This is a genomic window from Pelomonas sp. Root1217, assembly GCF_001425705.1.
Taxonomy (GTDB): Bacteria; Pseudomonadota; Gammaproteobacteria; order Burkholderiales; family Burkholderiaceae_C; genus Pelomonas.
Window position 1 is genome coordinate 589033 of the sequence record NZ_LMDC01000001.1, and the last position, 25364, is coordinate 614396.

Consider the following 25364-nt stretch of genomic DNA (forward strand, 5'->3'; position numbering starts at 1 on the left):
GTCGCGGGCGCCAAGTTTACGAGTTAGTCAACTTTTGCGAACCTCAATCGGTGAACTTTGTCGCATCCCACAGGCCTTCTCGGGCAAACCCGGAGTGCTAGAGTCCGCCCCTGATACTTTTATTCCTTCCCGTCCCTTTTGCAGTTGCGCCTGGCAACAGCAGAGGTGGGTCGCAATCCGCCAACCGGTCGAGCCGTGTCGCGGAAGGTTCTTCAACCAGCCAACTCCCTGGAAACCGGGGCATGAGGTGAGCGAAAGATGATGCAGCAATACAGGTCCAACTCCTACCTGTTCGGCGGCAATGCGCCGTATGTGGAGGAGATGTACGAGGCCTACCTCGACAACCCCGGCTCCGTCCCCGACAACTGGCGCGCCTATTTCGACGCGCTGCAGCATGTGCCGGCGGTGGATGGCAGCGAGGCCCGCGATGTGGCCCATGCGCCGGTCGTCGAATCCTTCGCCCAGCGCGCCAAGGCCAATGCCTTCGCCAACAAGGCCTCCAGCGCCGACCTGGCCGTCGCCCGCAAGCAGGTCCATGTTCAGTCGCTGATCGCGGCCTACCGCTTCCTGGGCAACCGCTGGGCCGAGCTGGACCCGCTCAAGCGCGCCGAGCGCCCCAAGATTCCCGAACTCGACCCGGCGTTCTACGACCTGACCGAGTCCGACATGGACATCTCGTTCAGCGCCGTGAACAGCTATTTCGGCGGCGAGACGATGACGCTGCGCCAGATCGTGCAGGCCCTGCGCGAGACCTATTGCGGCTCCATCGGCTCCGAATTCATGCACGGCTCCGACCCCGGTGAAAAGCGCTGGTGGCAGGAGCGCCTGGAGAAGGCGCGCGGCAAGCCGACCTTCACGGCCGAAGAGAAGAAGCACATCCTCGACCGCCTGACCGCGGCCGAAGGCCTGGAGCGCTACCTCCACACCAAGTACGTCGGCCAGAAGCGCTTCTCGCTCGAAGGCGGCGAGAGCTTCATCGCGGCCATGGACGAAGTGATCCAGCGTGGCGGCGAGCGCGGCGTGCAGGAAATCGTCATCGGCATGGCCCACCGCGGCCGCCTGAACGTGCTGGTCAACACGCTGGGCAAGATGCCCGCCGACCTGTTCGCCGAGTTCGAGCACAAGGCTGCCGAAGACCTGCCGGCCGGCGACGTGAAGTACCACCAGGGCTTCAGCTCCGACGTGTCCACGCCTGGCGGCCCGGTCCACCTGAGCCTCGCGTTCAACCCGTCCCACCTGGAGATCGTCAACCCGGTCGTCGAAGGCAGTGTGCGCGCCCGCCAGGATCGCCGTGGCGACAGCGAAGGCGCCCAGGTGCTGCCGGTGCTGGTGCACGGTGACGCGGCCTTCGGTGGCCAGGGCGTCGTGCAGGAAACGCTGGCGATGGCCCAGACGCGTGGCTACCGCACCGGCGGCACGGTCCACATCGTCATCAACAACCAGATCGGCTTCACCACCAGCGACCCGCGCGACCTGCGCTCCACCTGGTACTGCTCCGACGTCGTCAAGATGATCGAAGCGCCGGTGCTGCACGTGAACGGCGACGACCCCGAGGCCGTCGTCTGGGCCACGCAGCTGTGCATGGACTACCGCGCCGAGTTCAAGAAGGACGTCGTCCTGGACATCGTCTGCTTCCGCAAGCTGGGCCACAACGAGCAGGACACGCCGGCCCTGACCCAGCCGCTGATGTACAAGAAGATCGCCGCCCACCCCGGCACGCGCAAGGTCTACGGTGACAAGCTGGTGGCGCAGAACGTGCTGCCGGCCGAGGGCCCGGACGACATGGTCAAGGCCTACCGCGCCGCCATGGACGAAGGCCGCCACACCGTCGACCCGGTGCTGACCAATTTCAAGAGCAAGTTCGCCACCGACTGGTCGCCCTTCCTGGGCAAGAAGTGGACCGACAGCTGCGACACCGCCATTCCGGTGGCCGAGTGGAAACGCCTGGCCGAGAAGCTGACGACGCTGCCCAAGGACTTCGCGGCCCACAACCTCGTTGCCAAGCTCTACGCCGACCGCGCCGCGATGGGCCGCGGCGAAGTCAACATCGACTGGGGCATGGGCGAGTCCATGGCTTTCGCGTCGCTGGTGGCTTCGGGCTATCCGGTGCGCCTGTCCGGCGAGGACAGCGGCCGTGGCACCTTCACGCACCGCCACGCCGTGCTGCACGACCAGAACCGCGCCAACTGGGACGCCGGCACCTACATCCCGCTGCAGAACGTGGCCGAAGGCCAGGCGCCGTTCACCGTCATCGACTCCATCCTGAGTGAAGAAGCGGTGCTGGGCTTCGAGTACGGCTATGCCGCCGCCGAACCCAACACGCTGACCATCTGGGAGGCGCAGTTCGGCGACTTCGTCAACGGCGCTCAGGTTGTCATCGACCAGTTCATCGCCTCCGGCGAAGTGAAGTGGGGCCGCTCCAACGGCCTGACGATGATGCTGCCGCACGGCTACGAAGGCCAGGGCCCCGAGCACAGCTCGGCGCGCCTGGAGCGCTTCATGCAGCTGGCCGCGGACAACAACATGCAGATCGTGCAGCCGACCAACGCCGCGCAGATCTTCCATGTGCTGCGCCGCCAGATGCTGCGCATGTTCCGCAAGCCGCTGGTCATCATGACGCCCAAGAGCCTGCTGCGTGCCAAGGACGCGACCTCGCCGCTGGCCGACTTCACCAAAGGCGATTTCAAGACCATCATTGGTGAGCAGGACACCGCGCTGAACGCCGACAAGGTCAAGCGCGTCATCGTCTGCTCGGGCAAGGTCTATTACGACCTGGTCAAGGCGCGGGCCGAGAAGAAGTCTGCCGACGTGGCGATCGTGCGCGTCGAGCAGCTCTACCCCTTCCCGCACAAGGCCTTCGCGGCCGAGCTCAAGAAGTACCCGCACGCGACCGACATCGTCTGGTGCCAGGACGAGCCGCAGAACCAGGGCGCCTGGTTCTTCGTGCAGCACTATGTGCACGAGAACATGACGGAAGGCCAGAAGCTCGGCTACGCCGGCCGCCCGGCCAGCGCCAGCCCCGCCTGTGGCTATGCCCACCTGCACCAGGAGCAGCAGAAGGCGCTGCTGGATCAGGCGTTCGCCAAGCTCAAGGGCTTCATCCTCACCAAATAAGGACCGCCATGCGCAGCGCCCCGATCGGCGCTGCGCTTGCTCGCGCCTGCACCATCACACCGAATAAAGAACACGGAGCCTCACACCATGGCCATCGTTGACGTCCAAGTTCCCCAGTTTTCCGAATCCGTTTCCGAGGGCACGCTGCTGACCTGGAAGAAGAAGCCCGGCGAAGCCGTCACCATCGACGAAACCCTCGTCGAGATCGAGACCGACAAGGTCGTGCTCGAAGTGCCCGCGCCGGCCTCCGGCGTGCTGGCCGAAGTCCTGGTCGCTGACGGCAGCACCGTCACCAGCCAGCAACTGCTGGCCAAGATCGACAGCGAAGGCAAGGCCGGCGCTGCTGCGCCGGCGCCTGCCGCCGCCGCTCCGGCCGCTGCACCCGCCGCCGCTGCGCCTGCCGCCGCCACCGGCGGCAACAAGGGCGACGTGGCCATGCCCGCCGCCGCCAAGATCCTGGCCGAGAAGGGCCTGGCCGCTACCGACGTGCCTGGCTCCGGCAAGGACGGCCGCGTGACCAAGGGCGACGCCCTCGGCGCACAGCCTAAGCCCGCTGCCGTGGCTGCCCCGCTGGTCGTGCCGGCTTCGCCCGCTGTGGCCAAGCCGCTGCCGGCCGTGGCCGCGCCGGTGCAGCCCAACCTGGGCGACCGCCCCGAGCAGCGTGTGCCCATGACCCGCCTGCGCGCCCGCATCGCCGAGCGCCTGGTGCAGTCGCAGTCGACCAACGCCATCCTGACCACCTTCAACGAAGTCAACATGGCCCCGGTCATGGAGATGCGCAAGAAGTTCCAGGAGAAGTTCGAGAAGGAACACGGCGTCAAGCTCGGCTTCATGAGCTTCTTCGTCAAGGCGGCCGTCGCGGCGCTGAAGAAGTACCCGATCATCAACGCGTCGGTCGATGGCAACGACATCGTCTACCACGGCTACTTCGACATCGGCATCGCGGTGGGCTCGCCGCGCGGCCTCGTCGTGCCGGTGCTGCGCAACGTCGACCAGATGAGCTTCGCCGACATCGAGAAGAAGATTGCCGAGTTCGGCCAGAAGGCCAAGGACGGCAAGCTGTCCATCGACGACCTGACCGGCGGCACCTTCTCCATCTCCAACGGCGGCACCTTCGGCTCCATGCTGTCCACGCCCATCATCAACCCGCCGCAGTCGGCCATCCTGGGCGTTCACGCCACCAAGGACCGCGCGGTGGTGGAGAACGGTCAGGTCGTGGTGCGCCCGATCAACTACCTCGCCATGTCCTATGACCACCGCATCATCGACGGCCGCGAAGCCGTGCTGGGCCTGGTGACGATGAAGGAAGCGCTGGAAGACCCGGCACGACTCCTGTTCGACATCTAAGAAGAACAAGGAACGATCCTCATGAGCACCAAGCAATTCGACGTCGTCGTCATCGGCGGTGGCCCCGGCGGCTATATCGCCGCCATCCGTGCGGCCCAGCTGGGCATGAACGTGGCCTGCATCGACGAGTGGAAGAACGACAAGGGCGGCCCGGCTCTCGGCGGCACCTGCACCAACGTCGGCTGCATCCCGTCCAAGGCGCTGCTGCAGTCCAGCGAGCACTACGAGCAGCTGAACCACCACTTTGCCGACCACGGCATCACGGCCGACAACGTCAAGATGGACGTCGCCAAGATGCTGGCCCGCAAGGACCAGGTCGTGAAGCAGAACAACGACGGCATCGTCTACCTGTTCAAGAAGAACAAGGTCACGTTCTTCCACGGCCGCGGCTCGTTCGTGGCGGCCAAGGACGGCGGCTATGAAATCAAGGCCGGCGAGGAAGTGATCCAGGCCAAGCAGGTCATCGTCGCCACCGGCTCCAACGCCCGCGCGCTGCCCGGCGTGCCTTTCGACGAAGAGAACATCCTGTCCAACGACGGCGCGCTGCGCGTCGGTGCGACGCCCAAGAAGCTGGGCCTGATCGGCGCCGGCGTCATCGGCCTGGAGATGGGCTCGGTCTGGCGTCGCCTGGGTGCGGAAGTCACCGTGCTGGAAGGCCTGCCGGCTTTCTTGGGCGCGGTAGACGAAAGCGTCGCCAAGGAAGCCGCCAAGGTCTTCAAGAAGCAGGGCCTGGACATCCAGCTCGGCGTCAAGGTCGGCGAGGTCAAGTCGTCCAAGAAGGGTGTCAGCGTCGCCTACACCGACGCCAAGGGCGAGGCCAAGACGCTGGAGGTCGACAAGCTCATCGTCTCCATCGGTCGCGTGCCGAACACCATCGGCCTGGGTGCCGACGTGGTGGGCCTGAAGCTCGACGAGCGTGGCGCCATCGTCGTCGACGACGACTGCAAGACCAACCTGCCGGGCGTCTGGGCCATCGGCGACGTCGTGCGCGGCCCCATGCTCGCGCACAAGGCCGAGGAAGAGGGCGTGGCCGTGGCCGAGCGCATGGCCGGCCAGCACGGGCATGTCAACTTCAACACCGTGCCCTGGGTCATTTACACCAGCCCCGAGATCGCCTGGGTCGGCAAGACCGAGCAGCAGCTCAAGGCTGACGGCGTTGCCTACAAGGCGGGCCAGTTCCCCTTCCTGGCCAACGGCCGTGCCCGTGCGCTGGGCGACACGACCGGCTTCGTCAAGTTCCTGGCCGACGCCAAGACCGACGAGATCCTGGGCGTGCACATCATCGGCCCGTTCGCTTCGGAGCTGATCTCCGAGGCCGTCGTTGCGATGGAGTTCAAAGCTTCGGCCGAGGACATTGCGCGCATCTGCCACGCCCACCCGTCGCTGAGCGAGGCGACGAAGGAAGCCGCGCTGGCCGTCGACAAGCGCACGCTGAACTTCTGACCCAACCTAGCGAGATCAAAGGGGCGGCCATTCAGTCGCCCCTTTTTTTGCGATGACCTCCGTCACCGAGCTCTACCAGCAAACTCTCGCCGAGCGCGGCTACAAGGCCGACGCGGCGCAGCTGCGCGCTATCGAAGCCTTGCAGCGCTGCCAGGACGAATGGGCCAGCTACAAGGCCCGCCGAGCTAACGCGGTGACCAAGCTGCTGGTGCGCCCGCCCATCCCGCGCGGCGTCTACATGTACGGCGGCGTGGGGCGGGGAAAAAGCTTCCTGATGGACTGCTTCTTCCAGGCCGTGCCGCTGCAGCGCAAGACGCGGCTGCACTTCCACGAGTTCATGCGCGAGGTGCACCGCGAGCTGCAGGAACTCAAAGGCATCGCCGACCCGCTCGACGAACTGGGCAAGCGCATCGCACGCAAGTTCCGGCTGATCTGCTTCGACGAGTTCCACGTCGCCGACGTGACCGACGCGATGATCCTGCACCGCCTGCTGGACGCACTGTTCCGCAACCGCGTGTCCATCATCACGACGTCCAACTTTCACCCAGACGGCCTCTATCCCAACGGCCTGCACCGCGACCGCATCCTGCCGGCCATCGAGCTGTTGAAGGCCAACCTCGAAGTCATCAACGTGGATGCCGGCACCGACTACCGGCGCCGCACGCTGGAGGACATGAACCTCTACCTGACGCCGCTGAACGAGATGACCGAGGTCGCTCTCACGCAGGCCTTCGAGTCCCTTGCCGAGGCCCAGGACGAGGACCGCAAGCTGATGATCGAACACCGCGCGATTTATGCGCGCCGGCGCGCCGGTGGTGTCGTCTGGTTCGATTTCGCAACGCTCTGTGGCGGCCCGCGCTCACAGAACGACTACCTCGAGCTGGCCAGCCAGTTCCATACCGTCATCCTGTCCGACGTGCCGGAGATGCCGGTGCGCCTGGCCAGCGAGGCGCGCCGCTTCACCTGGCTGGTGGACGTGCTTTACGACCGCCGCGTCAAGCTCATCATTTCGGCCGCTGTGCCCGCGGAGCAGCTTTACACCGAAGGTCCGCTGGCCCACGAATTCCCGCGCACGGTGTCGCGCTTGCAGGAAATGCGCTCGGCCGAATACCTGGCCCTGGCCCGCCGCGAGGTCGATACTTCGCTCACATGAAGTTCAGCCCTCTTTTCCTGGCGCTTGCCGCCCTCGGTGCTGCGGCCCAGCCGGCGACGCGTGCCGAAGTCGCAGCCCAGCGCGCCGCCATCGAGCAGCGCTTCGCGCAGGAAAAGCTGGACTGCGAGCAGCGCTTTTCCGTCGCCGCCTGCCTGGATGAGCTGCGTCGGCGCCGCCACGAGGCGTTGGCACCGCTGGTGCGACGGGAGAATGAACTTGCGGCCGAGGAGCGCCGTGCCCGTGCGGCGGCCCAAACCCAGCGCGTGCGCGAACGCGAACTCGCCGCCTCGCAGGACGAGGGCCACAAGCGCGAGCGCATCCTCACGGCGCCGCCGCCATCCCCACCTGCGGTGGCTGCCTCCCGCACGCCCCGCGCGCGGAGCCCCGAAGATGCCGCACGCCAGCGCCAGCTCGCAGAGAACAAGGGGGAGGCCGAGGCAGCCAAGCGCCGCGAGCAGGCCGAGGAGCGCGAGAAGCGTCAGCAGCAGCGCATTGCCGAGCACGAGGCCAAACAGAAGGCCCGGGTCAAGCCGCTGGCAGCGCCCCTGCCGTTGCCGAGCGCGTCAGCGGCGTCGCGGTAGCGGCCGCTAATCGAGGTTCTCGAGCTTGACGATGGCGACGGACAGGTTGTCGCCACCGCCCCGGGCGCGTTGGCGCGCTTTGCTCACCAGCAACTCGGCCGCTTCGCGCGGCGGCAGGCTGTAGAGCACGCTGCCCAGCTCCTGGGCGGTGAAGTAGTGCCAGAGCCCGTCGCTGCAGCACATCAGCGTGTCGCCGACCTCGAGATTCTCGAAGCGCTCTGACGTCGAGGTCGGGTCCTGCACCGTGCCCAGGCAGGCCGTCAGCAGATTGCTCTGCGGATGCGAGCTGGCCTCGGCCTCCGTCAACTGGCCCTCGTCGACGAGGCGCTGCACATAGGAGTGGTCCATGGAACGCTTGACGAGACGTGCGCCGCGAAACCAGTAGATGCGCGAATCGCCGGAGTGGATCCAATGCACGCAGCGGTCGCTGGTGACGACGAAACCGGCAATCGTGCTGTGCGGCTCCTCCTCGGCGGAGATGGCCGTCAGCTTGATCATCAGATGCGCCTCTGCCGTGATCTGGCTCAGCAGCTCGGCGGGCAGCTCATCCTCGGGCGAGTAGCGCTCGAACAACTGGCGCGCCGTCAGGATGACCTGGTCGGCCGCCTTGCGCCCGCCGCTCTTGCCACCCATGCCATCGGCCACGATGCCCATCATGCAGCCCGCGATGCGCGGGTGGGCGATGACGGCCACCTGGTCCTGCTGATAAGCCCGGTCCCCGCGATGGGTGCCGGTGGCGGCATTGAGTCGGAAACCGACGGCGGTGGATGAGGGCATGCCGAAAACTATACTGGTCGGTGAGCTTTTGCCCGCATCGAACCGCCTTCGTAAACCCTTGGATGGATGAACAACTTCACTCGTTGCCGCGGCGGCTCATCGAGTTGCGCATGGAGCATGCCGACCTCGACGCGATGATCGACAGGCTCGCCGAGCAGGCGCCTGTGGACGAATTGGCGCTGCAGCGGCTCAAGAAGCGCCGCCTGGCGCTGCGCGACATGATTGCGCGACTCGAAGCGACGACCGAGCCTGATGACCTTGCCTGACATCGACGACTGGCTCGACGCCCTCGATCAGGCCGCCCCTCCCGCACCGCCCGCTGCCGACGCACTCGAACAGGACGTCCTGGCCGCCTTCGACGTCGACGGCCCGCTGGCGCGGCTGGACCCGGGCTACAAGCCCCGCGAGCCCCAGCTGCAGATGAGCCGGGCCGTGGCGCGCGCGCTCAGCCGCCGCCAGGCCCTGGTCGTCGAGGCCGGGACGGGCGTCGGCAAAACCTTTGCTTACCTGGTGCCCGCTTTGCTGGCCGGCAGCCGGGCGCTGATCAGCACCGCCACCAAGAGCCTGCAGGACCAGCTCTTCCTGCGCGACCTGCCGCGGCTGACCAAGGCGCTGAACACGCCGGTGCGGCTGGCCCTGCTGAAGGGGCGCAGCAGCTATCTCTGCCTGCACCGCATGAAGGAGGCGCGCGTCTCCGGTGAATTCCCGGACCGGCGCACGGCGCTGTCGCTGGCGCGCATCGAGCGCTGGGCCCTGGGCACGACAACGGGCGACTTTGCCGAGATCGACGGGTTGGACGAGCGCTCGCCCATCATCCCCATCGTCAGCTCCAGCCGCGAGAACTGTCTGGGCCAGGAGTGCCCGGACTGGAAGAGCTGCTACGTCGTCAAGGCGCGGCGAGAGGCGATGGAGGCCGATGTCGTCGTCGTCAATCACCACCTCTTCTTTGCCGACATGACGCTGCGCGATACCGGCGTGGCCGAACTGCTGCCCAGTGTCGAGATCGCCATCTTCGACGAGGCCCACCAGCTCGCCGAGGCCGGCGTGCAGTTCCTCGGTACGCTGCTGGGCACGGCCTCGCTGATTGATTTTGCGCGCGATGTGCTGGCCCAGGGCCTGGCCCATGCACGCGGCGTGCATGACTGGCAGGGCCTGCATGCGGGTGTCGAGAAGGCGGCGCGGGAGCTGCGCCTGGCCGCGGCCGGCCCGCTGGCCACCGCCGGCCGCGAGCTGCGCGGCACGCTCAAGCTGGGCTGGAAGGAGAGGGTGAACCAGCCCGGTTTCGCCACGGCGCTGGCTGGCGTCGAGGTGGCGACGGCCAAGGCCCTGGAGGCGCTGACCGCCGTGCGCGAGGCAGCGCCCGACTTTGCGCGTCTGTGCGAGCGGGCCCAGGAGCTGCGCGAGTTGGCCAAACAGTTCGCCACCGACCCTGATCCAGGTGATGTGCGCTGGATCGACATCAGCCCGCATGCGGCGCGCCTGGTCGAGTCGCCGCTGGACATCCGCGACGCGATGCAGCAGCAGCTGGAGGGGCCGCCCAAGGCCTGGGTGTTCACCTCGGCCACGCTGGGCGATGACGAAGGCCTGACCTGGTTCACCGAGCCCGCCGGGCTGACCGACGCCGAGGTGCTGCGCGTCGGCAGCCCTTTCGACTACCCAAGCCATGCGCGCCTCTATGTGCCGCGTGGCTTCCCCAAGCCCAGTGAGCCCAGCCATCCGCCCAGCGTTGCGCTGCTGGCTTCGCGGCTGGCACGAGCCCTGGGTGGGCGCACCTTTGTGTTGACGACGACGCTGCGGAATCTGCAGACCGTGGCCGACGCGCTGCGCGAGCGCTTCGAGGAGGCTGGCGACGCGATCGCCGTGCTGCAGCAGGGCGCAGCGCCCAAGCGTGTGCTGCTGCAGCGCTTCCTGGACAACCCGGCGTCGGTGCTGGTCGGCTCGGCCAGCTTCTGGGAAGGCATCGACGTGCCGGGCGATGCGCTGCAATGTGTGCTCATCGACAAGCTGCCCTTCCCGCCGCCCAACGACCCGCTCGTGGAGGCCCGTGTGCAGCGCCTGGAGGCGCAGGGGCGCAATGCCTTCTCGGAGTATTTCGTCGCCGAGGCGGCGATTGCGCTCAAGCAGGGCGCCGGACGGTTGATCCGCACCGAGACCGACCGCGGCCTGCTGGTGGTCTGCGATCCGCGCATGGCGGGCATGAATTACGGCCGTCGCCTGCGCGCGGCGCTGCCGCCGATGACGCCGGTGGCCAACGAGGCGGAGGCGCTGGCCTGGTTGCAGCTGCTTAATGAAGAGCGGGCCTGACGGCCCGTTTGATGTTTGGCTTTCGGGCCGAGCGCTGGGCCGCTTCCGAGCCGGCCCGCCTGGCGATGTGCTTGGCGGTCGATCCGCCAAGCATCGCCGTCCCCCCCGGGGGACCGACTGGACTTGCCCGCGTTCAGCGGCGCCAGGCCAGGCGAGGGGTCACCACAACTGCCACCAGGGCTTCTTGCGGTTGGCGCCGTTGCTGGCGTACTGGCTGTCGGGGAAGTTCTTGTCCAGCACGCGGCGGGCATCGTCGCGCAGTTGCGTGAGACCGAGCTTGTCGTAGCTCTCGCCCATGATGAAGAGGCCTTCCTCGATGCCAGGCGCGTACTGGAACTCGGCCACGGCTGACTGGGCGCGGTTCGCCGCGGCGACATAGGCCTTGCGGTTGAAGTAGTAGCGCGCCACGTGGATCTCGTAGGCCGCCAGCGTGTTGGTGATGAAGTTGATGCGCGTCGTCGCCTCGGCCGCGTACTTGGACTCCGGAAACTGCTCGACGAGCTGGCGGAAGGCCAGCAGTGCTTCTCGCGAGGCCTGCTGATCGCGCTCGGACACGTCCTGGTTGGCCAGGCGGCCGAACAGGCCCAGGTCTTCGTTGAAGTTGACTACGCCCTTCATGTAAAGGGCGTAGTCCATTGCCGGGCTGGACGGATTGAGCTTGATGAAGCGGTCCAGCGTCGCAATCGCCTGGGCGCGTTCGCCGGTGCGGTAGTAGGCCCAGGCCACGTCCAGCGTCGCCTGCTGGCCCATCGTCGTGCCGGCAGCGCGGCCTTCGATCTTTTCGAGCGCCTTGATGGCGCGGTCGTAACTGCCGGCGTTCAGGTCGTCCTTGGCGTCTGCATACAATTTGTCCAGCGCCGCCTGGGAGTTTGGGTCCTCCTTGGCCGTGGAGCCGCAACCGCTCAAGCCCAGCGCGAACGCCATCAGGACAGTGCCAGCGACGACGCGGGCGGTCTTGAATTTCTCAACAAACATGTCTGAAGTCGACGGCGATGCTGCCGGCTGGTCACAGGGAACAATGGACGCGGAGTATAGGGTGGGGGGTCAGGACGATTTCGAGCCGGAGGTCGAAGAAGGCGGCGACGCTGAACGGCGCACGGCCGAAGTCGATGCTGCCGGCCATGGCGAACGCCTCGACCGCTGGCTGACGACACGGGCACCGGAGTTCTCGCGCAACCATTTGCAATCCCTGATCGAGCGCGGCTGCGTGACGGTGGATGGCAAGGTGCTGGAAAAGGCCGCGCACAAGCTGCGCGCCGGCCAGCGCGTCGAGATCGAGCTGCTGCCTACCGACGAGAGCCGCGCCTTCCGCGCCGAGGCCATGGCGCTGGACTTCGTCTATGAGGACGAGCACATGGCGGTGGTCAACAAGCCGGCCGGCCTGGTCGTGCACCCTGCTGCGGGCAACTGGTCGGGCACGCTGATGAACGGCCTGCTGGCCCATCACGCCGCGGCAGCGACGCTGCCGCGCGGCGGCATCGTGCACCGGCTGGACAAGGACACCAGCGGCGTCATGGTCGTCGGCAAGACACTGGCGGCCGTGACGGCACTGATGCGTCAGATCTCGGCGCGCGAAGTGCATCGCGAATACCTGGCGCTGGCCTGGGGCCGTGTCGAGGAGCCTTTCGTCGTCGAACAGGCGCTGCGCCGTGACCCGGTGTCGCGCGTGAAGATGGCCATTGCCCCCGCCAACCTCGGCAAGCCGGCGCGCACCGATTTCTTTCCGCTGGGTGTCGGCGAAGTGAATGGCCGGGCCATCAGCGCGGTGCACTGCGTGCTGCACACGGGCCGCACCCACCAGATCCGCGTTCACCTGACGCACAGCGGCCACCCCATGCTGGCGGACGTGCTCTATGGCGGCGCGCCGGCCCTGGGCCTCACGCGCCAGGCCCTGCATGCGGCACGGCTGTCCCTCACCCACCCGACCACCGGCGAACCTCTGGTGCTGACAGCGCCGCTGCCCGCCGACCTGGGCTCCGCCTGGGCCCAGATCGGTGCCGCCGACCTGCCCGGCTGAATGAATAGGCCCCCATGCTCACTCCCCCCGAGGGGGCGTTTCAGCGGCTTCGGGCGGCCGTGCGCCGCTGACGCGGCTACAATGCACTCCGGTTGTCGTGGCAGCCAGCGCGCCCCGAAGTCCAAGACGGGCGCGACCCGCGCGGTCAGCAGTCCATCCGCCCGCCGGCCAACCACCCCGATCGCGTCCCGCTGGAAGGCTACTGAGCCCCACGGTGACGCCCGGACAGACCCCGTCCGCTTCGCCTGCCGAACGCTGTGAGCGCCCAGGCCCGGACGGATTGCCAAGCCAGGCTTGATTGAGGGCGCGATTGCGTTCATGAACACCCAGGATGCCAAGCGCGTCCTCGAGACCGCACTGATCTGTGCTTCGCAGCCGCTGACGCTGCGCGAGCTGCGCAGCCTGTTCGCCGACGAACTCGGCGCCGATACCGTGCGCAGCCTGCTTGACGAGCTGAGCCGAGATTGGGAAGGCAAGGGCGTCGAACTGGTGGCGCTGGCCTCGGGCTGGCGCTTCCAGAGCCGCCCCGAGCTGCGCGAATACCTCGACCGGCTGCATCCCGAGAAGCCGCCGCGCTATTCGCGTGCCGTGCTGGAGACGCTGGCCATCATTGCCTACCGCCAGCCGGTCACTCGTGGCGACATCGAGGACATCCGCGGCGTCGTCGTCGCCAGCCAGATCGTCAAGCAGCTCGAGGACCGCGGCTGGATCGAGGCCATCGGCCATCGCGAGACCCCGGGCCGCCCGGCGCTGTACGCGACGACCAAGTCCTTCCTGGACGACCTGGGCCTGGCCAGCCTGGAGCAGTTGCCCGCCCTGGACATCGGCGGCGAAGCGCCGCCCGCCTTCGAGGCGCTGCAGGGCCAGTTGCTGGACAACTCGGAAGACGCTGAGTTGCCGGCCGAGGCGTCCGCTGAAACGCCCGCTGAGCCACCCGCCGAACCGCCCGCAGAAGCCCCTGCCGAAGTCCATCAAGTGCCGCCTGCCGAAGAGATCGTCCCGAGTCTGAGCCTGTTTGGCGACGACGGCACGCCCGCACTTCCCAATCCCGACCCCAACGACCCGCCCCCCCAACCCCAGCCCGAATCCGCATGAACGACGCTGCCGACCAAGACAAGTCCCTGCCCCCCGACGCCGACGCCGAAGCGCCTGCCGCGCCCAAACGGCGCCGCACGACGGCCAAGGCTCCAGCCGAGACCGCACCCGAAGCCGAAGCGCCCGTGGCGGCGAAGCGCACCCGCCGCAAGGCCGCTGAGGCGGTGGTGGAGGAGGCAGCGCCTGCGCCCGAGGCAGCGCCCGCCGACGAGGCGCCTGCGCCGGCCCGCAAGCGCGCGCCGCGCAAGGCCGCCGCCGCTGAGGAGGCTGCGCCGCCCGTCGCCGCAGAGGCGCCCGCGCCTGTCGCGGCGCCCATCTTCACGTTGGCGGAAGAGGCGCCGGCCACGCCGGCCGCGGCGAGTGGGCAGGCGGATGACGAAGGGAATGATGGCGAGGCGGGTGAAGACGGCGAGCGTGGCGGTCGAGGCCGCAACCGTCGCCGCAACCGCAAGGACCGTGCGGAGCGCCAGGACGCCCCGGCTGCGGGCGGGGACGAGCTGCCCGGCGCGGTCGCGGCGCCCGAACTTGTCGAGGCCGCGGGGGCGCGGTTCGCCGATGTGCTGTCGGGCAATCTGGACGCTGAATCCGAAGGGCCGGCGGGCGAACCGCCGCAACTGCGGCCCGAGGTTGACGAAGCGGTGGAGGAGAGCGTTGAGGGCGAAGCCAAGCGCGTGTTGGCGCCGGATGCCGACGCCCCCAAGCTGCAAAAGGTGCTGGCGCAGGCCGGCATCGGCTCGCGCCGCGACATCGAGGAATGGATTGCCGAGGGCAAGATCGAGGTGAACGGCGAGGTCGCCCATGTCGGCCAGCGCATCTCCTTCGGCGACCGGGTGCGCGTCAATGGCAAGGATGTGCGCGTGCGCATCTCGCCACCGAACCCGCGCATCCTGGCCTATCACAAGCCCACGGGCGAGGTCTCGACCTTCAACGACCCGGAAGGCCGCCCGACGGTGTTCCGCTCGCTGCCGCGCGTGCAGGGCCAGAAATGGCAATCCGTCGGCCGCCTGGACATCAACACCGAAGGCCTGCTGCTGTTCACCAACTCCGGCGAACTGGCCAACCAGCTGATGCACCCGCGCTTCGGTGTCGAGCGTGAGTACGCGGCCCGTGTGCTGGGCGCGCTCAGCGACGAGCAGCGCGCCAAGCTACTTGAGGGCGTCAACGTCGAAGGCCAGGTGGCGTCGTTCAAGAGCATCGAGGATGGCGGCGGCGAAGGCGCCAACCGCTGGTACCGCGTCGTCATCACCGAAGGCCGCAACCGCGAAGTGCGCAAGCTCTTCGAAGCTGTCGGCATGGTCGTCAGCCGCCTGATCCGCATCCGTTACGGCACCGTCGTGCTGCCGCGCGGCTTGAAGCGCGGCGTCTGGGTGGAGCTGGGTGACGACGACGTGCGCGTCATCCGCCGCCTGGCCGGCCACACCTCCAACAGCGGCCAGGGCCAGAACTTCGGGCAAGGGCAGGGCAAGAGCCAGCCGCAACAGCAGCAGGGCCAAGGCAACAAGAACGACCGCAACAAGCGCCGCAACGACGAGCGCCACAGCGGCAGTGGCGGCCCGCGCCCGAGCCGCCCGCCCGAGGCGCAACAGCCGCAGCAAGCGCGCCCGCCGCGCGAGGAGCGCGCCCCGCGCCGTGACGATGAGGAGGATGACGGCTTCATTCCGCATCACGTCAACCCGCTGGAGCAGACCTTCGACCGCCGCCATGCGACGAGCGGCAAGCGCGGCCTGCCTCAGGGCTTTGGCGCCGGCGGCAGCCAGCAGGACAACAGGCAAGGCCGGGGCGGCGGCAACAAGGGCAATGGCCCGCGTGAACCCGATCCGATGCAGACCTCGGTGGGCTATATCGGTGGCGACGCTTTCCTGCGCCGCGGCGGTGGCGGCGGAGGTGGTGGCCGCGGCGGCAAGGGCGGCGGCGGCGGTGGTGGTGGTGGCGGTCGCTCCGGCGGCGGCTACGGCGGTCGGCGCTGAAACCGGGCGGGCGATACAACTAGGGTCATCCCTGCCCGCTACAATCACAGGCTTTGTCCAATACGCCCCATCAGGAGAACCCCATGGCGATCGAAACCACCCTGTCCATCATCAAGCCCGATGCCGTGGCAAAGAACGTCATCGGCCAGATCTATGCCCGCTTCGAGGCCGCCGGCCTGAAGGTCGTGGCTGCCAAGATGGTGCATCTGTCGCGCGTCGAAGCCGAGCAGTTCTACGCCGTCCACAAGGCCCGCCCCTTCTTCAACGACCTGGTGAACTTCATGATCTCCGGCCCGGTCATGATCCAGGCCCTGCAAGGCGAGGGCGCCATCCTGAAGAACCGTGACCTGATGGGCGCCACCGACCCCAAGAAGGCCGAGAAGGGCACCATCCGCGCCGACTTCGCCGACAGCATCGACGCCAACGCCGTGCACGGCTCCGACGCCGCCGAAACGGCCGCTGTCGAAGTGGCCTTCTTCTTCCCCGGCATGAACGTCTACGCCGGCCGCTGATCAAGCCCACCCCTACCGGCTGACGCCGGCCCCTCAAGGGGCACTGCTAGCGGCCTGGCAAAGCCAGTTCCGCTGCAGTCGCTAAGTAAGACACTAGCCGGCGACGGTGGGGCGCTTGGAGGTTTGCAATGGATACGGTCAACCTGCTCGGTTTTGATCTGCCAGGCCTGGCCGCCTACTGCGAGCAACTGGGCGAAAAGAAGTTCCGTGCGACCCAGCTATTCCGCTGGGTCCACCAGAAAGGCGCGTCGGACTTCGAACAGATGTCCGACCTCGCCAAGTCCCTGCGTGACAAGCTCAAGGGCCGCGCTCACATCACCGCCTTGGCCGTCATCTCCGAGCATGTCTCGGCGGACGGCACCATCAAGTGGCTGTTCGACGTCGGGGCCGGCAATGCCGTCGAGGCGGTCTTCATCCCTGAAGACGATCGCGGCACCTTGTGCATTTCCAGCCAAGCCGGTTGCGCCGTCGGCTGCCGTTTCTGCTCGACCGGCCATCAGGGCTTCAGCCGCAACCTGAGCACCGCCGAGATCACGGCCCAGCTCTGGTTTGCCGAGCACAACCTGCGCAAACGCCTCAACACGACGGAGCGGGTGATCTCCAACGTCGTCATGATGGGCATGGGCGAGCCGCTGCAGAACTATGACCAGCTCGTGCCGGCGCTCAAGACCATGCTGGACGACCATGGCTATGGCCTGAGCCGGCGTCGCGTCACTGTGTCGACCTCCGGTGTCGTACCCATGATCGACCGGCTGCGCGAGGACTGCCCGGTGGCCATGGCCGTCAGCCTGCACGCGCCGACCGATCCGCTGCGCGACCAGCTCGTGCCGCTGAACAAGAAATACCCCATCGCCGAGTTGCTGGACGCCTGCAACCGCTACCTCGATAAGGCGCCACGCGACTTCATCACCTTCGAGTACTGCATGTTGCAGGAGGTGAACGACTCGCCGGAGCAGGCCCATGAGCTGGTCAGGCTGTTGAAGCACAAGGTCAACTGCAAGATCAACCTGATCCCCTTCAACCCCTTCCCGGCCTCGGGCCTCACGCGCAGCACGAATGCGCGCGTGCAGGCCTTTGCCGAGGTGCTGATCCAGGCCGGTATCGTGACGACCGTGCGCAAGACGCGCGGCGACGACATCGACGCCGCCTGCGGACAGCTGGCCGGCGAGGTGCAGGACCGCACCCGCGCGCATATCCGCATGGTCAGGGCACCCGTCACGGTGGCCAAATCCAACTGATGCCCCAAGCTGAGGATTTGATGAAGCGACTGTTGATCGTTCTGGCCACCGCCCTCCTTGCTGCCTGCGCCGGCACCACCGCGCCCAGCGCCGACCGCGAGATCAAGACCGACTCGGACCAGACCGACGGCGATCGCCGCGCCGCGATCCGGCTCGAACTGGCCCAGGGCTACTTCTCGCGCGGGCAGTTCAACACGGCCCTGGACGAGCTCAAGATGGCGCTCCAGCTCAAGCCCGACATGCGTGAAGCCGTCAACCTGCGCGGCCTCATCTACGCCGCCATGGGCGAGCACCAGCTCGCCGAGGAGGCTTTCCGCCGCGCGCTGGCCGTCTACCCCAACGATCCCGACACCCTGCACAACTACGGCTGGTTCATGTGTCAGCAGCAGCGCTGGCCGACGGCCGACTCGCTGTTCGACCAGGCCCTGGCCCAGTCCACCTACCGCGCGCCGGCGCGCACCTTGCTCGCCAAGGGCGTCTGCGAGGCCCGTTCGGGCCGCATGCTGGTGGCCGAGAAGACGCTGGCGCGCGCCTTCGAGCTGGACCCGGGCAGCCCGGCCGTCGCCATGAATCTGTCCGATGTGCTGTTTCGCAACCGCGAGCTGGAGCGTGCCCGTTTCTACGTGAAGCGTGTCAACAGCCAGCCCGAGCAGGTCAATGCCCAGAGCCTGTGGCTGCAGTTGCGCATCGAGCGCAAGCTCGGCAACAGCGGCACGGTGGACGATCTGGCCATGCAGATGCGCCGCAAATACCCCCAGGCCCCCGAGACCCAGTCCCTGGACGCCGGTCGTTACGACGAATAAGCCGTGACTGCGGCGCACAGAAAAAACGAGACGATGGAATCCACCTCCGAGGGACTCGCCAGCCAGCCCGCCACCGCGGGTGCCTGGCTCAGGAGCGCGCGCCAGCAGCGAGGCCTGCACATCGCCGCTCTGGCGGTCATGCTCAAGGTGCCCCAGGCCAAGCTGGAGGCCCTGGAGGCCGACCGTTTCGACGAGCTGCCCGACGCCACCTTCGCCCGCGCCCTGGCCACGGCCATGTGTCGGGCGCTCAAGGTGGACCCGGCACCGGTGCTGGCGATGCTGCCGCGCACGCGCGATCGCGAGTTTGACGTGCGCCCCGGGCTCAACCAGCCCTTCCGTGAGCGCGGTGCCGGCCCCATCGATGGCGGCGTGCTGGGTCTGGCGGCGCGGCCCGTCGTCTGGGGGCCGGTGCTGCTGCTGGTCGTCGCGGCAGCCATCTACTGGGTCCCGGCCGGCTGGCTGCCCGAGCGTGGCGGCGTCACGGCAGCGCCAGCGGCCTCGGGCACCGTCGTCAATGCAGCGAGTGCGCCGGTCGTCGAGTTCGTGCCCGCGCCGGCGGCCTCGGAACCCGTAATGACGGCCACGACCGCGGCGCCCGAGCCCATCGCCTCCGCGCCGCTGCAGGTGCGTGACGTTGCACCGCCGCCCGCTGCCGTGCCGGCCTCCGCGCCGCCCGTGAAGACGACGCTCAGCGCCACGACCGGCAGCGCGCTGCGCGTGACGGCGACGGCCGACACCTGGATCGAAGTCGCCGACGCCAAGGGCCAGACGCTGCTGTCACGGGTGCTGCGCGCGGGCGAGCAGCAGGAATTCACGGCTGATGCGCCCTACAAGCTGCGCATCGGCAATGTGCGCGGCACCCAGGTCGAATGGCGTGGTGCCGCCGTTAACCTCGCGGCGCGCAGCAAGGACAACATCGCTCGACTGGAGTTGAATTGATGAGCGAATGGATCATTCCCGAAGCCGCCCCCGCGGCGCGCAAGAGTCGCCAGGCCCGCGTCGTCTGGGGCAGCCGTGTCGTCACCGTCGGCGGTGACGCCCCTGTGCGCGTGCAGTCCATGACCAACACCGACACGGTGGACGCCATCGGCACGGCCATCCAGGTCAAGGAGCTGGCGATTGCCGGCTCGGAGATGGTGCGCATCACCGTCAACACGCCCGAGGCGGCGGAGCAAGTGCCCTACATCCGCGAGCAGCTCGACCGCATGGGCATCGACGTGCCGCTGGTGGGCGACTTCCACTACAACGGCCACCGCCTGCTGACCGAGTTCCCAGCCATGGCGCAGGCCTTGTCCAAGTACCGCATCAACCCCGGCAACGTCGGCAAGGGCGACAAGAAAGACCGCCAGTTCGCCATGATGGTCGAGGCCGCGGCCAAGTACGACAAGGTCGTGCGCATCGGCGTCAACTGGGGCAGCCTGGACCAGGAGCTGCTCGCGCAGTTCATGGACGAGAACGCCAAGCGTGCCCAGCCCTGGGATGCCAAGCCGGTCATGTACCAGGCTCTCGTCGAATCGGCGCTGACGTCGGCTGCCTATGCCGCCGAGCTGGGTCTGAACCCCGACAACATCATCATCAGCTGCAAGGTCAGCGGCGTGCAGGACCTGATCTCGGTCTACCGCGAGCTGGCCCGCCGCTGCGACTACGCGCTGCACCTGGGCCTGACCGAAGCCGGCATGGGCACCAAGGGCACGGTCGCTTCCTCGGTCGCGCTGGGCATCCTGGCCCAGGAAGGCATCGGCGACACCATCCGCGTCAGCCTCACGCCCCAGCCGGGCGAGTCGCGCACCCAGGAAGTGGTCGTGGCGCTGGAGATCCTGCAGGCCCTGGGCCTGCGCCACTTCAACCCGAGCGTCACCGCCTGCCCGGGCTGCGGCCGCACGACCAGCACGACCTTCCAGGAACTGGCCAAGCAGATCGACGATTTCCTGCGCCTGCAGATGCCGGTCTGGCGCGACAAATACCCCGGCGTCGAGGAGATGAAGGTGGCCGTCATGGGCTGCATCGTCAACGGTCCCGGCGAGAGCAAGCATGCCGACATCGGCATCAGCCTGCCCGGCACCGGCGAGGCCCCGGCGGCGCCCGTCTTCATCGACGGCGAGAAGGCGCTGACCCTGCGCGGCGACAACATTGCGGCCGAGTTCCACGCGCTGGTCGAAAACTACATCGAGAAGCGCTTCGGCGCCACAGCAACTGCATGAGCAAGAAAATTCAGGCCGTGAAGGGGATGAACGACATCCTCCCGGCCGGCATAGATCGCACGGACAAGCTGCCGACTAGCCAGCGCTGGGCCTGGTTCGAGACCACGTTGCGCAGCGTGCTGTCGCGCTATGGCTACCAATACATGCTGACGCCTGTCGTTGAGCCCACGGCCCTGTTCGTGCGTGGCCTGGGCGAGGTCACTGACATTGTCGAGAAGGAGATGTACTCCTTCACCGACAGCATGAACGGCGACCAGCTGACGCTGCGCCCCGAGGCCACGGCCGGCATCGTGCGCGCGATGATCGAGCACAACGCCCTCTACAACGCGCCGCTGCGCCTGTGGACGATGGGGCCGATGTTCCGCCACGAGAAGCAGCAGAAGGGGCGCTACCGCCAGTTCTTCCAGCTCGACGTCGAGGCTCTGGGCTTCGCCGGCCCGGACGTGGACGCCGAGATCATCCTGATGGTGCGTCAGCTCTGGAAGGAGCTTGGCCTCGTCGAGGGCGAGCATGTGCGCCTGGAGCTGAACTCACTGGGCCAGCCCAATGAACGTGCGGCCCACCGCGCGGCGCTGATCGCCCACTTTGAAGCTCATGCCGACAAGCTGGACGAGGACGGTAGGAAGCGCCTGCACAGTAACCCCCTGCGCATCCTCGACAGCAAGAACCCAGCGATGCAGCCTGTCATTGAGGCCGCGCCCAAGCTGATGGACTTCCTAGGTGAGGAGACGCTGGCCCACTTCAATGCCGTGCGTGCCATCCTCGATGCCGTCGGCCTGGAATACCGTGTCAATACGCGCCTGGTGCGCGGCATGGACTACTACAACCTGACTGTCTTTGAATGGGTGACCGATCATCTCGGCTCTCAGGGCACAGTCTGTGGCGGTGGCCGCTACGACGGCCTGTTTGAGCAGCTCGGTGGCAAGGCCACGGCAGCGGTCGGTTTCGGCATGGGCATCGAGCGCGTGCTGCTACTCATTGATGCGCTGAACCTGCCGATGCCATCCATGGCGCCCGACGCCTACGCCATCTTGCCCGACGCTATGGCACTGCCGAAGGCCTTCCCGGTGCTGGAGGCGCTGCGCGCGGCCGGCGTGGCCGTGCAAATGCATGCCGGCGGCGGCAACTTCAAAGCCCAGTTCAAGAAGGCCGACGCCTCCGGCGCGCGCTTTGCCCTCGTCTTCGGCGCCGACGAACTGGCCCGTGGCGAGGTGAGCGTCAAGCCGCTGCGCGACGGTGGCGAACAGCTCAGCCGGCCGATCGCCGACGTGGCCTCCTGGGCCGCCGATCTCCTCCCCGCATAATCCCGGGCCTCCCGAGACCCTTTCCTGAAGTTTTCCCATGGCTGCCCATCTCGACCTCGAAGAACAAGAACAACTCGAACAACTCAAAGCGTTCTGGAAGCGCTGGGGCAACCTCATCACCTGGGTGCTGACCGCCGTCCTGGCCGCCTTTGCCGCCTGGCAAGGCTGGAACTGGTATCAGCGCGACCAAGCTGCCAAGGCCGCCGCGATGTACGACGAATTCGACCGCGCCCTGGCCGCCCAGGACGTCGACAAGGCCGCCATCGCCGCGGGCGATCTGAAAGCCCGTTACGGCGGCACCGGTTATGCGGCCCAGGCCGGCTTGCAGGTTGCCAAGCTGCAGCTCGACAAGGGCAAGGCGGACGACGCCAAGCAGAGCCTGACCTGGGTGGCCGAGCAGGGCGCCGAGGGCGGCCCCTACCGCGACGTGGCCCGCCTGCGCCTGGCCGGCCTGCAGCTCGATGCCAAGGCCTATGACGAAGCCGGCAAGACGCTGGATGCGATCAAGACGACCGATTTCGCTCCCCTGGTGGCTGACCGCCGTGGCGACCTGCTGCTGTTGCAGGACAAGCGCGACGCTGCCAAGGCCGAGTACCAGAAGGCCCTGGCTGGCCTGGAGAAGACCCAGGACTACCGCCGCATCGTCGAGGCCAAGCTGGCGACGCTGGGTGTGCCGACCGCCGTCGAAGCGACCGGAGCCGCGCAATGAGGCGGGTTGCCCTGATCTCGCTGTTGGCGGCTTCGCTGACCGGCTGCTCCACGATCAGCTCGACGTGGACCTCCTGGTTCGGCAGCGAGAAGGACAAGCCGGCTGCGCTGGAGACCCTGTCCGGCCCGGCCAGCGGCCGCATCATCTGGAGCGCCAGGGGCGACAACATCGGCTTCCCGCTCAGCATCGCGACGCCTGGTGACCGCTTCGTCGTGGCCAGCAGCGATGGCAGCGTGCGCGCGCTGGCCGCGGCCGATGGCCGCGAGCTTTGGCGCGGCGATGTGGGCGCCAAGCTGTCGGCCGGCATCGGCAGCGATGGCCGCTTTGCCGCTGTCGTCAACCGTGACAACGAACTGGTCGTGCTGGACAACGGCAAGGTGGCCTGGAAGAAGGCCCTGCCGACGCCCGTCGTCGCAGCGCCCTTGGTGGCTGGCGAGCGTGTCTTCACGTTGACCCTGGATCGCCAGGTGCTGGCCTTTGACGTTCTGGACGGCCGCAAGATCTGGGAACTGAAGCGCCCGGGCGAGCCGCTGACGCTGGCCAAGGCCGGCGTGTTGCTGGCCTACAAGGACACGCTGGTGGTCGGCCAAGGGCCGCGCCTGGCCGGTATCGACCCGGTCAAGGGCCAGTTGCGCTGGGAAGCCAGCGTGGCCACGCCGCGTGGCACGAACGAGGTCGAGCGCCTGGCCGACCTGGTCGGCCCGGCCGTGCGCCAGGGTGAGGTCATCTGCGCGCGCGCCTTCCAGTCCTCGGTGGGCTGCGTGAACGCCGAGCGCGGCAGCGCGCTGTGGAACCGCGTCGTCGGTGGCACCAACGGCATTGGCGCTGACGCCCAGGTCGTCGTCGCCGGTGACGCCTCCGACCGCCTGTCGGCCTGGAAGCTGGCCAACGGCGACCTCGCCTGGTCGGCGGACCAGTTCCAGCGCCGCAAGCTGTCCGAGCCCGTGGTGATGGCCAAGCAGGTGCTGATCGGCGACTTCGAGGGTCAGGTCCATCTGATCGACCGCGACACCGGCAAGACGCGCTCGCGCCTGGCCACCGACGGCTCGCCGGTCGTCACGATTGCAGTTCAGGGCGAAACGGCCCTGGTCGCGACCAAGAGCGGCGGCCTGTTCGCGATCACCGCCGAATGAAACCTGTCATTGCCCTGGTCGGCCGCCCCAATGTGGGCAAGTCGACGCTGTTCAACCGCCTGACGAAGTCGCGCGACGCCATCGTGGCCGACTTCGCCGGCCTGACGCGCGACCGCCACTACGGCGACGGCCGCCTGGGCGACCGCGAGTTCATCTGCATCGACACCGGCGGCTTCGAGCCCGACAGCAGCACCGGCATCGTCAAGGAGATGGCCAAGCAGACCAAGCAGGCCGTCGCTGAAGCCGACGCGGTCATCTTCGTCGTCGACATCCGCCTGGGGCTGTCGGCCCACGACAGCGACATCGCCCGCTACCTGCGCAGCGTCAACAAGCGCGTGCACCTGGCCGTCAACAAGGCCGAGGGCATGAGCGAGTCGCCGCTGCTGGCCGAGTTCCACGAGCTCGGCATGGGCGAGCCGCATCCGATCTCGTCGGCCCACGGCCAGGGCATCCGCAGCCTGCTGGACGCGGTGCTGGAGCCGTTCGAGGACACTAGCGAGGAATTCGGCGCCGGCCCGCAGCAGGATGGCGTCATCCGCCTGGCCGTGGCGGGCCGCCCCAACGTCGGCAAGAGCACGCTGATCAACACCTGGCTGGGCGAGGAGCGCCTCGTCGCCTTCGACATGCCGGGCACGACCCGTGACGCCATCGCGGTGGACTTCGAGCGCAACGGCCAGAAGTTCAAGCTCATCGACACGGCCGGCCTGCGCCGCAAGGGCAAGGTCTTCGAGGCGATCGAGAAGTTCTCGGTGGTGAAGACCTTGCAGGCGATTGCGGACGCCCACGTCGTACTGCTGCTGCTGGACGCGACGCAGGGCGTGACCGACCAGGACGCCCACATCGCCGGCTACATCCTCGACAGTGGCCGTGCTGTGGTGCTTGCCATCAACAAGTGGGACGCCGTCGACAGCTACCAGCGTGAGACGCTGCAGCGCCAGATCGAGCAGCGCCTGGCCTTCCTGAAGTTCGCGCCGATGCACAACATCTCGGCGCTGAAGCGCCAGGGCCTGTCGGCGGTCTGGAATTCGCTGGCCGACGCCTATGCCTCGGCCTACCGCAAGATGACCACGCCGGTGCTGACCCGCCTCATTCATGAAGCCGTGGAGCACCAGCAGCCCAAGCGCTCGGGGGTTTCGCGCCCCAAGATGCGCTATGCCCACCAGGGCGGCCAGAACCCGCCGATCGTCGTCATCCACGGCAATGCACTGGACGGCGTCACCGAGGTCTACAAGCGCTATCTGGAAGGCCGCATCCGCGCCCACTACAAGCTGGTCGGAACGCCGCTGAAGATCGAGCTGCGTTCTTCGAAGAATCCCTTCGACGAAAAGACCTAGCCTGACCTCTGGAGGGGCTAAGACGCTGTGTTAAGGTCTTACCCGTAGTCCCCACTCCCCCCGAATAACTCGGAGCATACCGATGAGCAACAAAGGCCAACTTTTGCAGGACCCCTTTTTGAACCTGCTCCGCAAAGAGCATGTGCCCGTTTCGATTTACCTCGTGAACGGCATCAAGCTCCAAGGCCACATCGAATCGTTTGACCAGTACGTCGTCCTGCTGCGCAACACCGTGACGCAGATGGTCTACAAGCACGCGATCTCGACCGTCGTGCCTGGCCGCGCGGTCAACTTCCACGCCGGCGACGCTCCCGCGGACGCCTGATACCCAC

22 protein-coding genes are annotated in these 25364 nt (G+C 67.5%); 20 read left to right on the forward strand and 2 right to left on the reverse strand.

Annotated features, from left to right (window positions below; genetic code table 11):
* The first annotated feature begins 258 nt into the window (after nucleotides 1-258).
* The 5 genes from ASC95_RS02780 to ASC95_RS02800 all read left to right on the forward strand — a co-directional run bounded on the left by ASC95_RS02780 (nucleotide 259) and on the right by ASC95_RS02800 (nucleotide 7638).
* Nucleotides 259-3114 (forward strand): 2-oxoglutarate dehydrogenase E1 component, encoded by a 2856-nt coding sequence (locus ASC95_RS02780; RefSeq protein ID WP_057296246.1) that lies wholly within the window; start codon nucleotides 259-261, stop codon nucleotides 3112-3114.
* 87 nt (nucleotides 3115-3201) lie between these two features.
* Nucleotides 3202-4461, forward strand: a complete 1260-nt coding sequence (gene odhB, locus ASC95_RS02785; protein ID WP_057296247.1) for a 2-oxoglutarate dehydrogenase complex dihydrolipoyllysine-residue succinyltransferase — start codon at nucleotides 3202-3204, stop codon at nucleotides 4459-4461.
* Nucleotides 4462-4482: 21 nt separating this feature from the next.
* The gene (gene lpdA / locus ASC95_RS02790; protein ID WP_057296248.1) at nucleotides 4483-5904 is read left to right on the forward strand and encodes a dihydrolipoyl dehydrogenase; all 1422 of its coding nucleotides are present in this window, start codon (nucleotides 4483-4485) and stop codon (nucleotides 5902-5904) included.
* Between the two features lie 52 nt (nucleotides 5905-5956).
* Nucleotides 5957-7057: a cell division protein ZapE gene (gene zapE, locus ASC95_RS02795; RefSeq protein WP_057296249.1), complete on the forward strand. Its 1101-nt coding sequence runs from the start codon at nucleotides 5957-5959 to the stop codon at nucleotides 7055-7057.
* Nucleotides 7054-7638 (forward strand): hypothetical protein, encoded by a 585-nt coding sequence (locus ASC95_RS02800; RefSeq protein WP_057296250.1) that lies wholly within the window; start codon nucleotides 7054-7056, stop codon nucleotides 7636-7638. Before zapE ends, ASC95_RS02800 begins: the two co-directional genes overlap by 4 nt.
* A gap of 6 nt (nucleotides 7639-7644) precedes the next feature.
* On the opposite strand, the gene ASC95_RS02805 is transcribed toward ASC95_RS02800, so the two are convergent.
* Nucleotides 7645-8415 carry a PP2C family serine/threonine-protein phosphatase gene (locus ASC95_RS02805; protein WP_057296251.1) on the reverse strand — a complete coding sequence of 257 codons (771 nt, stop codon included), beginning with the start codon at nucleotides 8413-8415 and terminating at the stop codon, nucleotides 7645-7647.
* 62 nt (nucleotides 8416-8477) lie between these two features.
* Between ASC95_RS02805 and ASC95_RS02810 the strand changes: the two genes are divergently transcribed.
* Both ASC95_RS02810 and ASC95_RS02815 read left to right on the forward strand, forming a co-directional pair.
* A complete protein-coding gene (locus tag ASC95_RS02810; RefSeq protein ID WP_057296252.1) occupies nucleotides 8478-8681 on the forward strand; it encodes a YdcH family protein in 204 nt (67 codons plus the stop codon).
* The gene (locus ASC95_RS02815; protein ID WP_082567435.1) at nucleotides 8668-10719 is read left to right on the forward strand and encodes an ATP-dependent DNA helicase; all 2052 of its coding nucleotides are present in this window, start codon (nucleotides 8668-8670) and stop codon (nucleotides 10717-10719) included. The genes ASC95_RS02810 and ASC95_RS02815 overlap by 14 nt, the downstream gene beginning before the upstream one ends.
* A 159-nt stretch (nucleotides 10720-10878) precedes the next feature.
* Here the strand turns inward: ASC95_RS02815 and ASC95_RS02820 are convergent, their stop codons facing one another.
* A complete protein-coding gene (locus ASC95_RS02820; protein ID WP_057296253.1) occupies nucleotides 10879-11694 on the reverse strand; it encodes an outer membrane protein assembly factor BamD in 816 nt (271 codons plus the stop codon).
* Between the two features lie 43 nt (nucleotides 11695-11737).
* Between ASC95_RS02820 and ASC95_RS02825 the strand changes: the two genes are divergently transcribed.
* From ASC95_RS02825 to hfq, 13 genes are all read left to right on the forward strand, one after another.
* Nucleotides 11738-12736, forward strand: a complete 999-nt coding sequence (locus ASC95_RS02825; protein WP_082567544.1) for an RluA family pseudouridine synthase — start codon at nucleotides 11738-11740, stop codon at nucleotides 12734-12736.
* A gap of 318 nt (nucleotides 12737-13054) precedes the next feature.
* Nucleotides 13055-13831, forward strand: coding sequence for an SMC-Scp complex subunit ScpB (scpB, locus tag ASC95_RS02830; RefSeq protein ID WP_082567545.1), 777 nt, complete (start codon nucleotides 13055-13057; stop codon nucleotides 13829-13831).
* Nucleotides 13828-15798: a pseudouridine synthase gene (locus ASC95_RS02835; protein ID WP_057296255.1), complete on the forward strand. Its 1971-nt coding sequence runs from the start codon at nucleotides 13828-13830 to the stop codon at nucleotides 15796-15798. Before scpB ends, ASC95_RS02835 begins: the two co-directional genes overlap by 4 nt.
* Nucleotides 15799-15881: 83 nt before the next feature.
* The gene (gene ndk / locus ASC95_RS02840; RefSeq protein WP_057297017.1) at nucleotides 15882-16310 is read left to right on the forward strand and encodes a nucleoside-diphosphate kinase; all 429 of its coding nucleotides are present in this window, start codon (nucleotides 15882-15884) and stop codon (nucleotides 16308-16310) included.
* 128 nt (nucleotides 16311-16438) lie between these two features.
* Nucleotides 16439-17548 (forward strand): 23S rRNA (adenine(2503)-C(2))-methyltransferase RlmN, encoded by a 1110-nt coding sequence (rlmN, locus tag ASC95_RS02845; protein ID WP_057296256.1) that lies wholly within the window; start codon nucleotides 16439-16441, stop codon nucleotides 17546-17548.
* 20 nt (nucleotides 17549-17568) lie between these two features.
* The gene (pilW, locus tag ASC95_RS02850; RefSeq protein WP_235537668.1) at nucleotides 17569-18351 is read left to right on the forward strand and encodes a type IV pilus biogenesis/stability protein PilW; all 783 of its coding nucleotides are present in this window, start codon (nucleotides 17569-17571) and stop codon (nucleotides 18349-18351) included.
* A gap of 33 nt (nucleotides 18352-18384) precedes the next feature.
* Nucleotides 18385-19290, forward strand: coding sequence for a RodZ domain-containing protein (locus ASC95_RS02855; protein ID WP_057296257.1), 906 nt, complete (start codon nucleotides 18385-18387; stop codon nucleotides 19288-19290).
* Entirely contained in the window at nucleotides 19290-20552 is a 1263-nt protein-coding gene (gene ispG / locus ASC95_RS02860) for a flavodoxin-dependent (E)-4-hydroxy-3-methylbut-2-enyl-diphosphate synthase (protein ID WP_057296258.1), read from the forward strand. The genes ASC95_RS02855 and ispG overlap by 1 nt, the downstream gene beginning before the upstream one ends.
* Nucleotides 20549-21856 carry a histidine--tRNA ligase gene (hisS, locus tag ASC95_RS02865; RefSeq protein WP_057296259.1) on the forward strand — a complete coding sequence of 436 codons (1308 nt, stop codon included), beginning with the start codon at nucleotides 20549-20551 and terminating at the stop codon, nucleotides 21854-21856. The genes ispG and hisS overlap by 4 nt, the downstream gene beginning before the upstream one ends.
* A gap of 37 nt (nucleotides 21857-21893) precedes the next feature.
* Nucleotides 21894-22565, forward strand: a complete 672-nt coding sequence (locus ASC95_RS02870) for a tetratricopeptide repeat protein (RefSeq protein ID WP_057296260.1) — start codon at nucleotides 21894-21896, stop codon at nucleotides 22563-22565.
* A complete protein-coding gene (gene bamB, locus ASC95_RS02875) occupies nucleotides 22562-23698 on the forward strand; it encodes an outer membrane protein assembly factor BamB (RefSeq protein WP_057296261.1) in 1137 nt (378 codons plus the stop codon). Before ASC95_RS02870 ends, bamB begins: the two co-directional genes overlap by 4 nt.
* On the forward strand, nucleotides 23695-25032 hold the full coding sequence (der, locus tag ASC95_RS02880; protein ID WP_057296262.1) for a ribosome biogenesis GTPase Der: 1338 nt from the start codon (nucleotides 23695-23697) through the stop codon (nucleotides 25030-25032). Before bamB ends, der begins: the two co-directional genes overlap by 4 nt.
* An 82-nt stretch (nucleotides 25033-25114) precedes the next feature.
* Entirely contained in the window at nucleotides 25115-25357 is a 243-nt protein-coding gene (gene hfq, locus ASC95_RS02885; RefSeq protein WP_056198163.1) for an RNA chaperone Hfq, read from the forward strand.
* The last annotated feature ends 7 nt before the right edge of the window (nucleotides 25358-25364 follow it).

Coding starts and splice junctions, on each gene's coding strand:
- rlmN (WP_057296256.1), top strand. CDS start 16,439: ATGGATACGGTCAACCTGCTCGGTTTTGATCTGCCAGGCCTGGCCGCC.
- ASC95_RS02870 (WP_057296260.1), top strand. CDS start 21,894: ATGGCTGCCCATCTCGACCTCGAAGAACAAGAACAACTCGAACAACTC.
- hfq (WP_056198163.1), top strand. CDS start 25,115: ATGAGCAACAAAGGCCAACTTTTGCAGGACCCCTTTTTGAACCTGCTC.
- ASC95_RS02815 (WP_082567435.1), top strand. CDS start 8,668: ATGACCTTGCCTGACATCGACGACTGGCTCGACGCCCTCGATCAGGCC.
- lpdA (WP_057296248.1), top strand. CDS start 4,483: ATGAGCACCAAGCAATTCGACGTCGTCGTCATCGGCGGTGGCCCCGGC.
- ASC95_RS02800 (WP_057296250.1), top strand. CDS start 7,054: ATGAAGTTCAGCCCTCTTTTCCTGGCGCTTGCCGCCCTCGGTGCTGCG.
- pilW (WP_235537668.1), top strand. CDS start 17,569: ATGAAGCGACTGTTGATCGTTCTGGCCACCGCCCTCCTTGCTGCCTGC.
- scpB (WP_082567545.1), top strand. CDS start 13,055: ATGAACACCCAGGATGCCAAGCGCGTCCTCGAGACCGCACTGATCTGT.
- ASC95_RS02810 (WP_057296252.1), top strand. CDS start 8,478: ATGGATGAACAACTTCACTCGTTGCCGCGGCGGCTCATCGAGTTGCGC.
- zapE (WP_057296249.1), top strand. CDS start 5,957: ATGACCTCCGTCACCGAGCTCTACCAGCAAACTCTCGCCGAGCGCGGC.
- ASC95_RS02825 (WP_082567544.1), top strand. CDS start 11,738: ATGGACGCGGAGTATAGGGTGGGGGGTCAGGACGATTTCGAGCCGGAG.
- ASC95_RS02820 (WP_057296253.1), bottom strand. CDS start 11,694: ATGTTTGTTGAGAAATTCAAGACCGCCCGCGTCGTCGCTGGCACTGTC.
- bamB (WP_057296261.1), top strand. CDS start 22,562: ATGAGGCGGGTTGCCCTGATCTCGCTGTTGGCGGCTTCGCTGACCGGC.
- hisS (WP_057296259.1), top strand. CDS start 20,549: ATGAGCAAGAAAATTCAGGCCGTGAAGGGGATGAACGACATCCTCCCG.
- ASC95_RS02780 (WP_057296246.1), top strand. CDS start 259: ATGATGCAGCAATACAGGTCCAACTCCTACCTGTTCGGCGGCAATGCG.
- ASC95_RS02835 (WP_057296255.1), top strand. CDS start 13,828: ATGAACGACGCTGCCGACCAAGACAAGTCCCTGCCCCCCGACGCCGAC.
- ASC95_RS02805 (WP_057296251.1), bottom strand. CDS start 8,415: ATGCCCTCATCCACCGCCGTCGGTTTCCGACTCAATGCCGCCACCGGC.
- ASC95_RS02855 (WP_057296257.1), top strand. CDS start 18,385: ATGGAATCCACCTCCGAGGGACTCGCCAGCCAGCCCGCCACCGCGGGT.
- der (WP_057296262.1), top strand. CDS start 23,695: ATGAAACCTGTCATTGCCCTGGTCGGCCGCCCCAATGTGGGCAAGTCG.
- ispG (WP_057296258.1), top strand. CDS start 19,290: ATGAGCGAATGGATCATTCCCGAAGCCGCCCCCGCGGCGCGCAAGAGT.
- odhB (WP_057296247.1), top strand. CDS start 3,202: ATGGCCATCGTTGACGTCCAAGTTCCCCAGTTTTCCGAATCCGTTTCC.
- ndk (WP_057297017.1), top strand. CDS start 15,882: ATGGCGATCGAAACCACCCTGTCCATCATCAAGCCCGATGCCGTGGCA.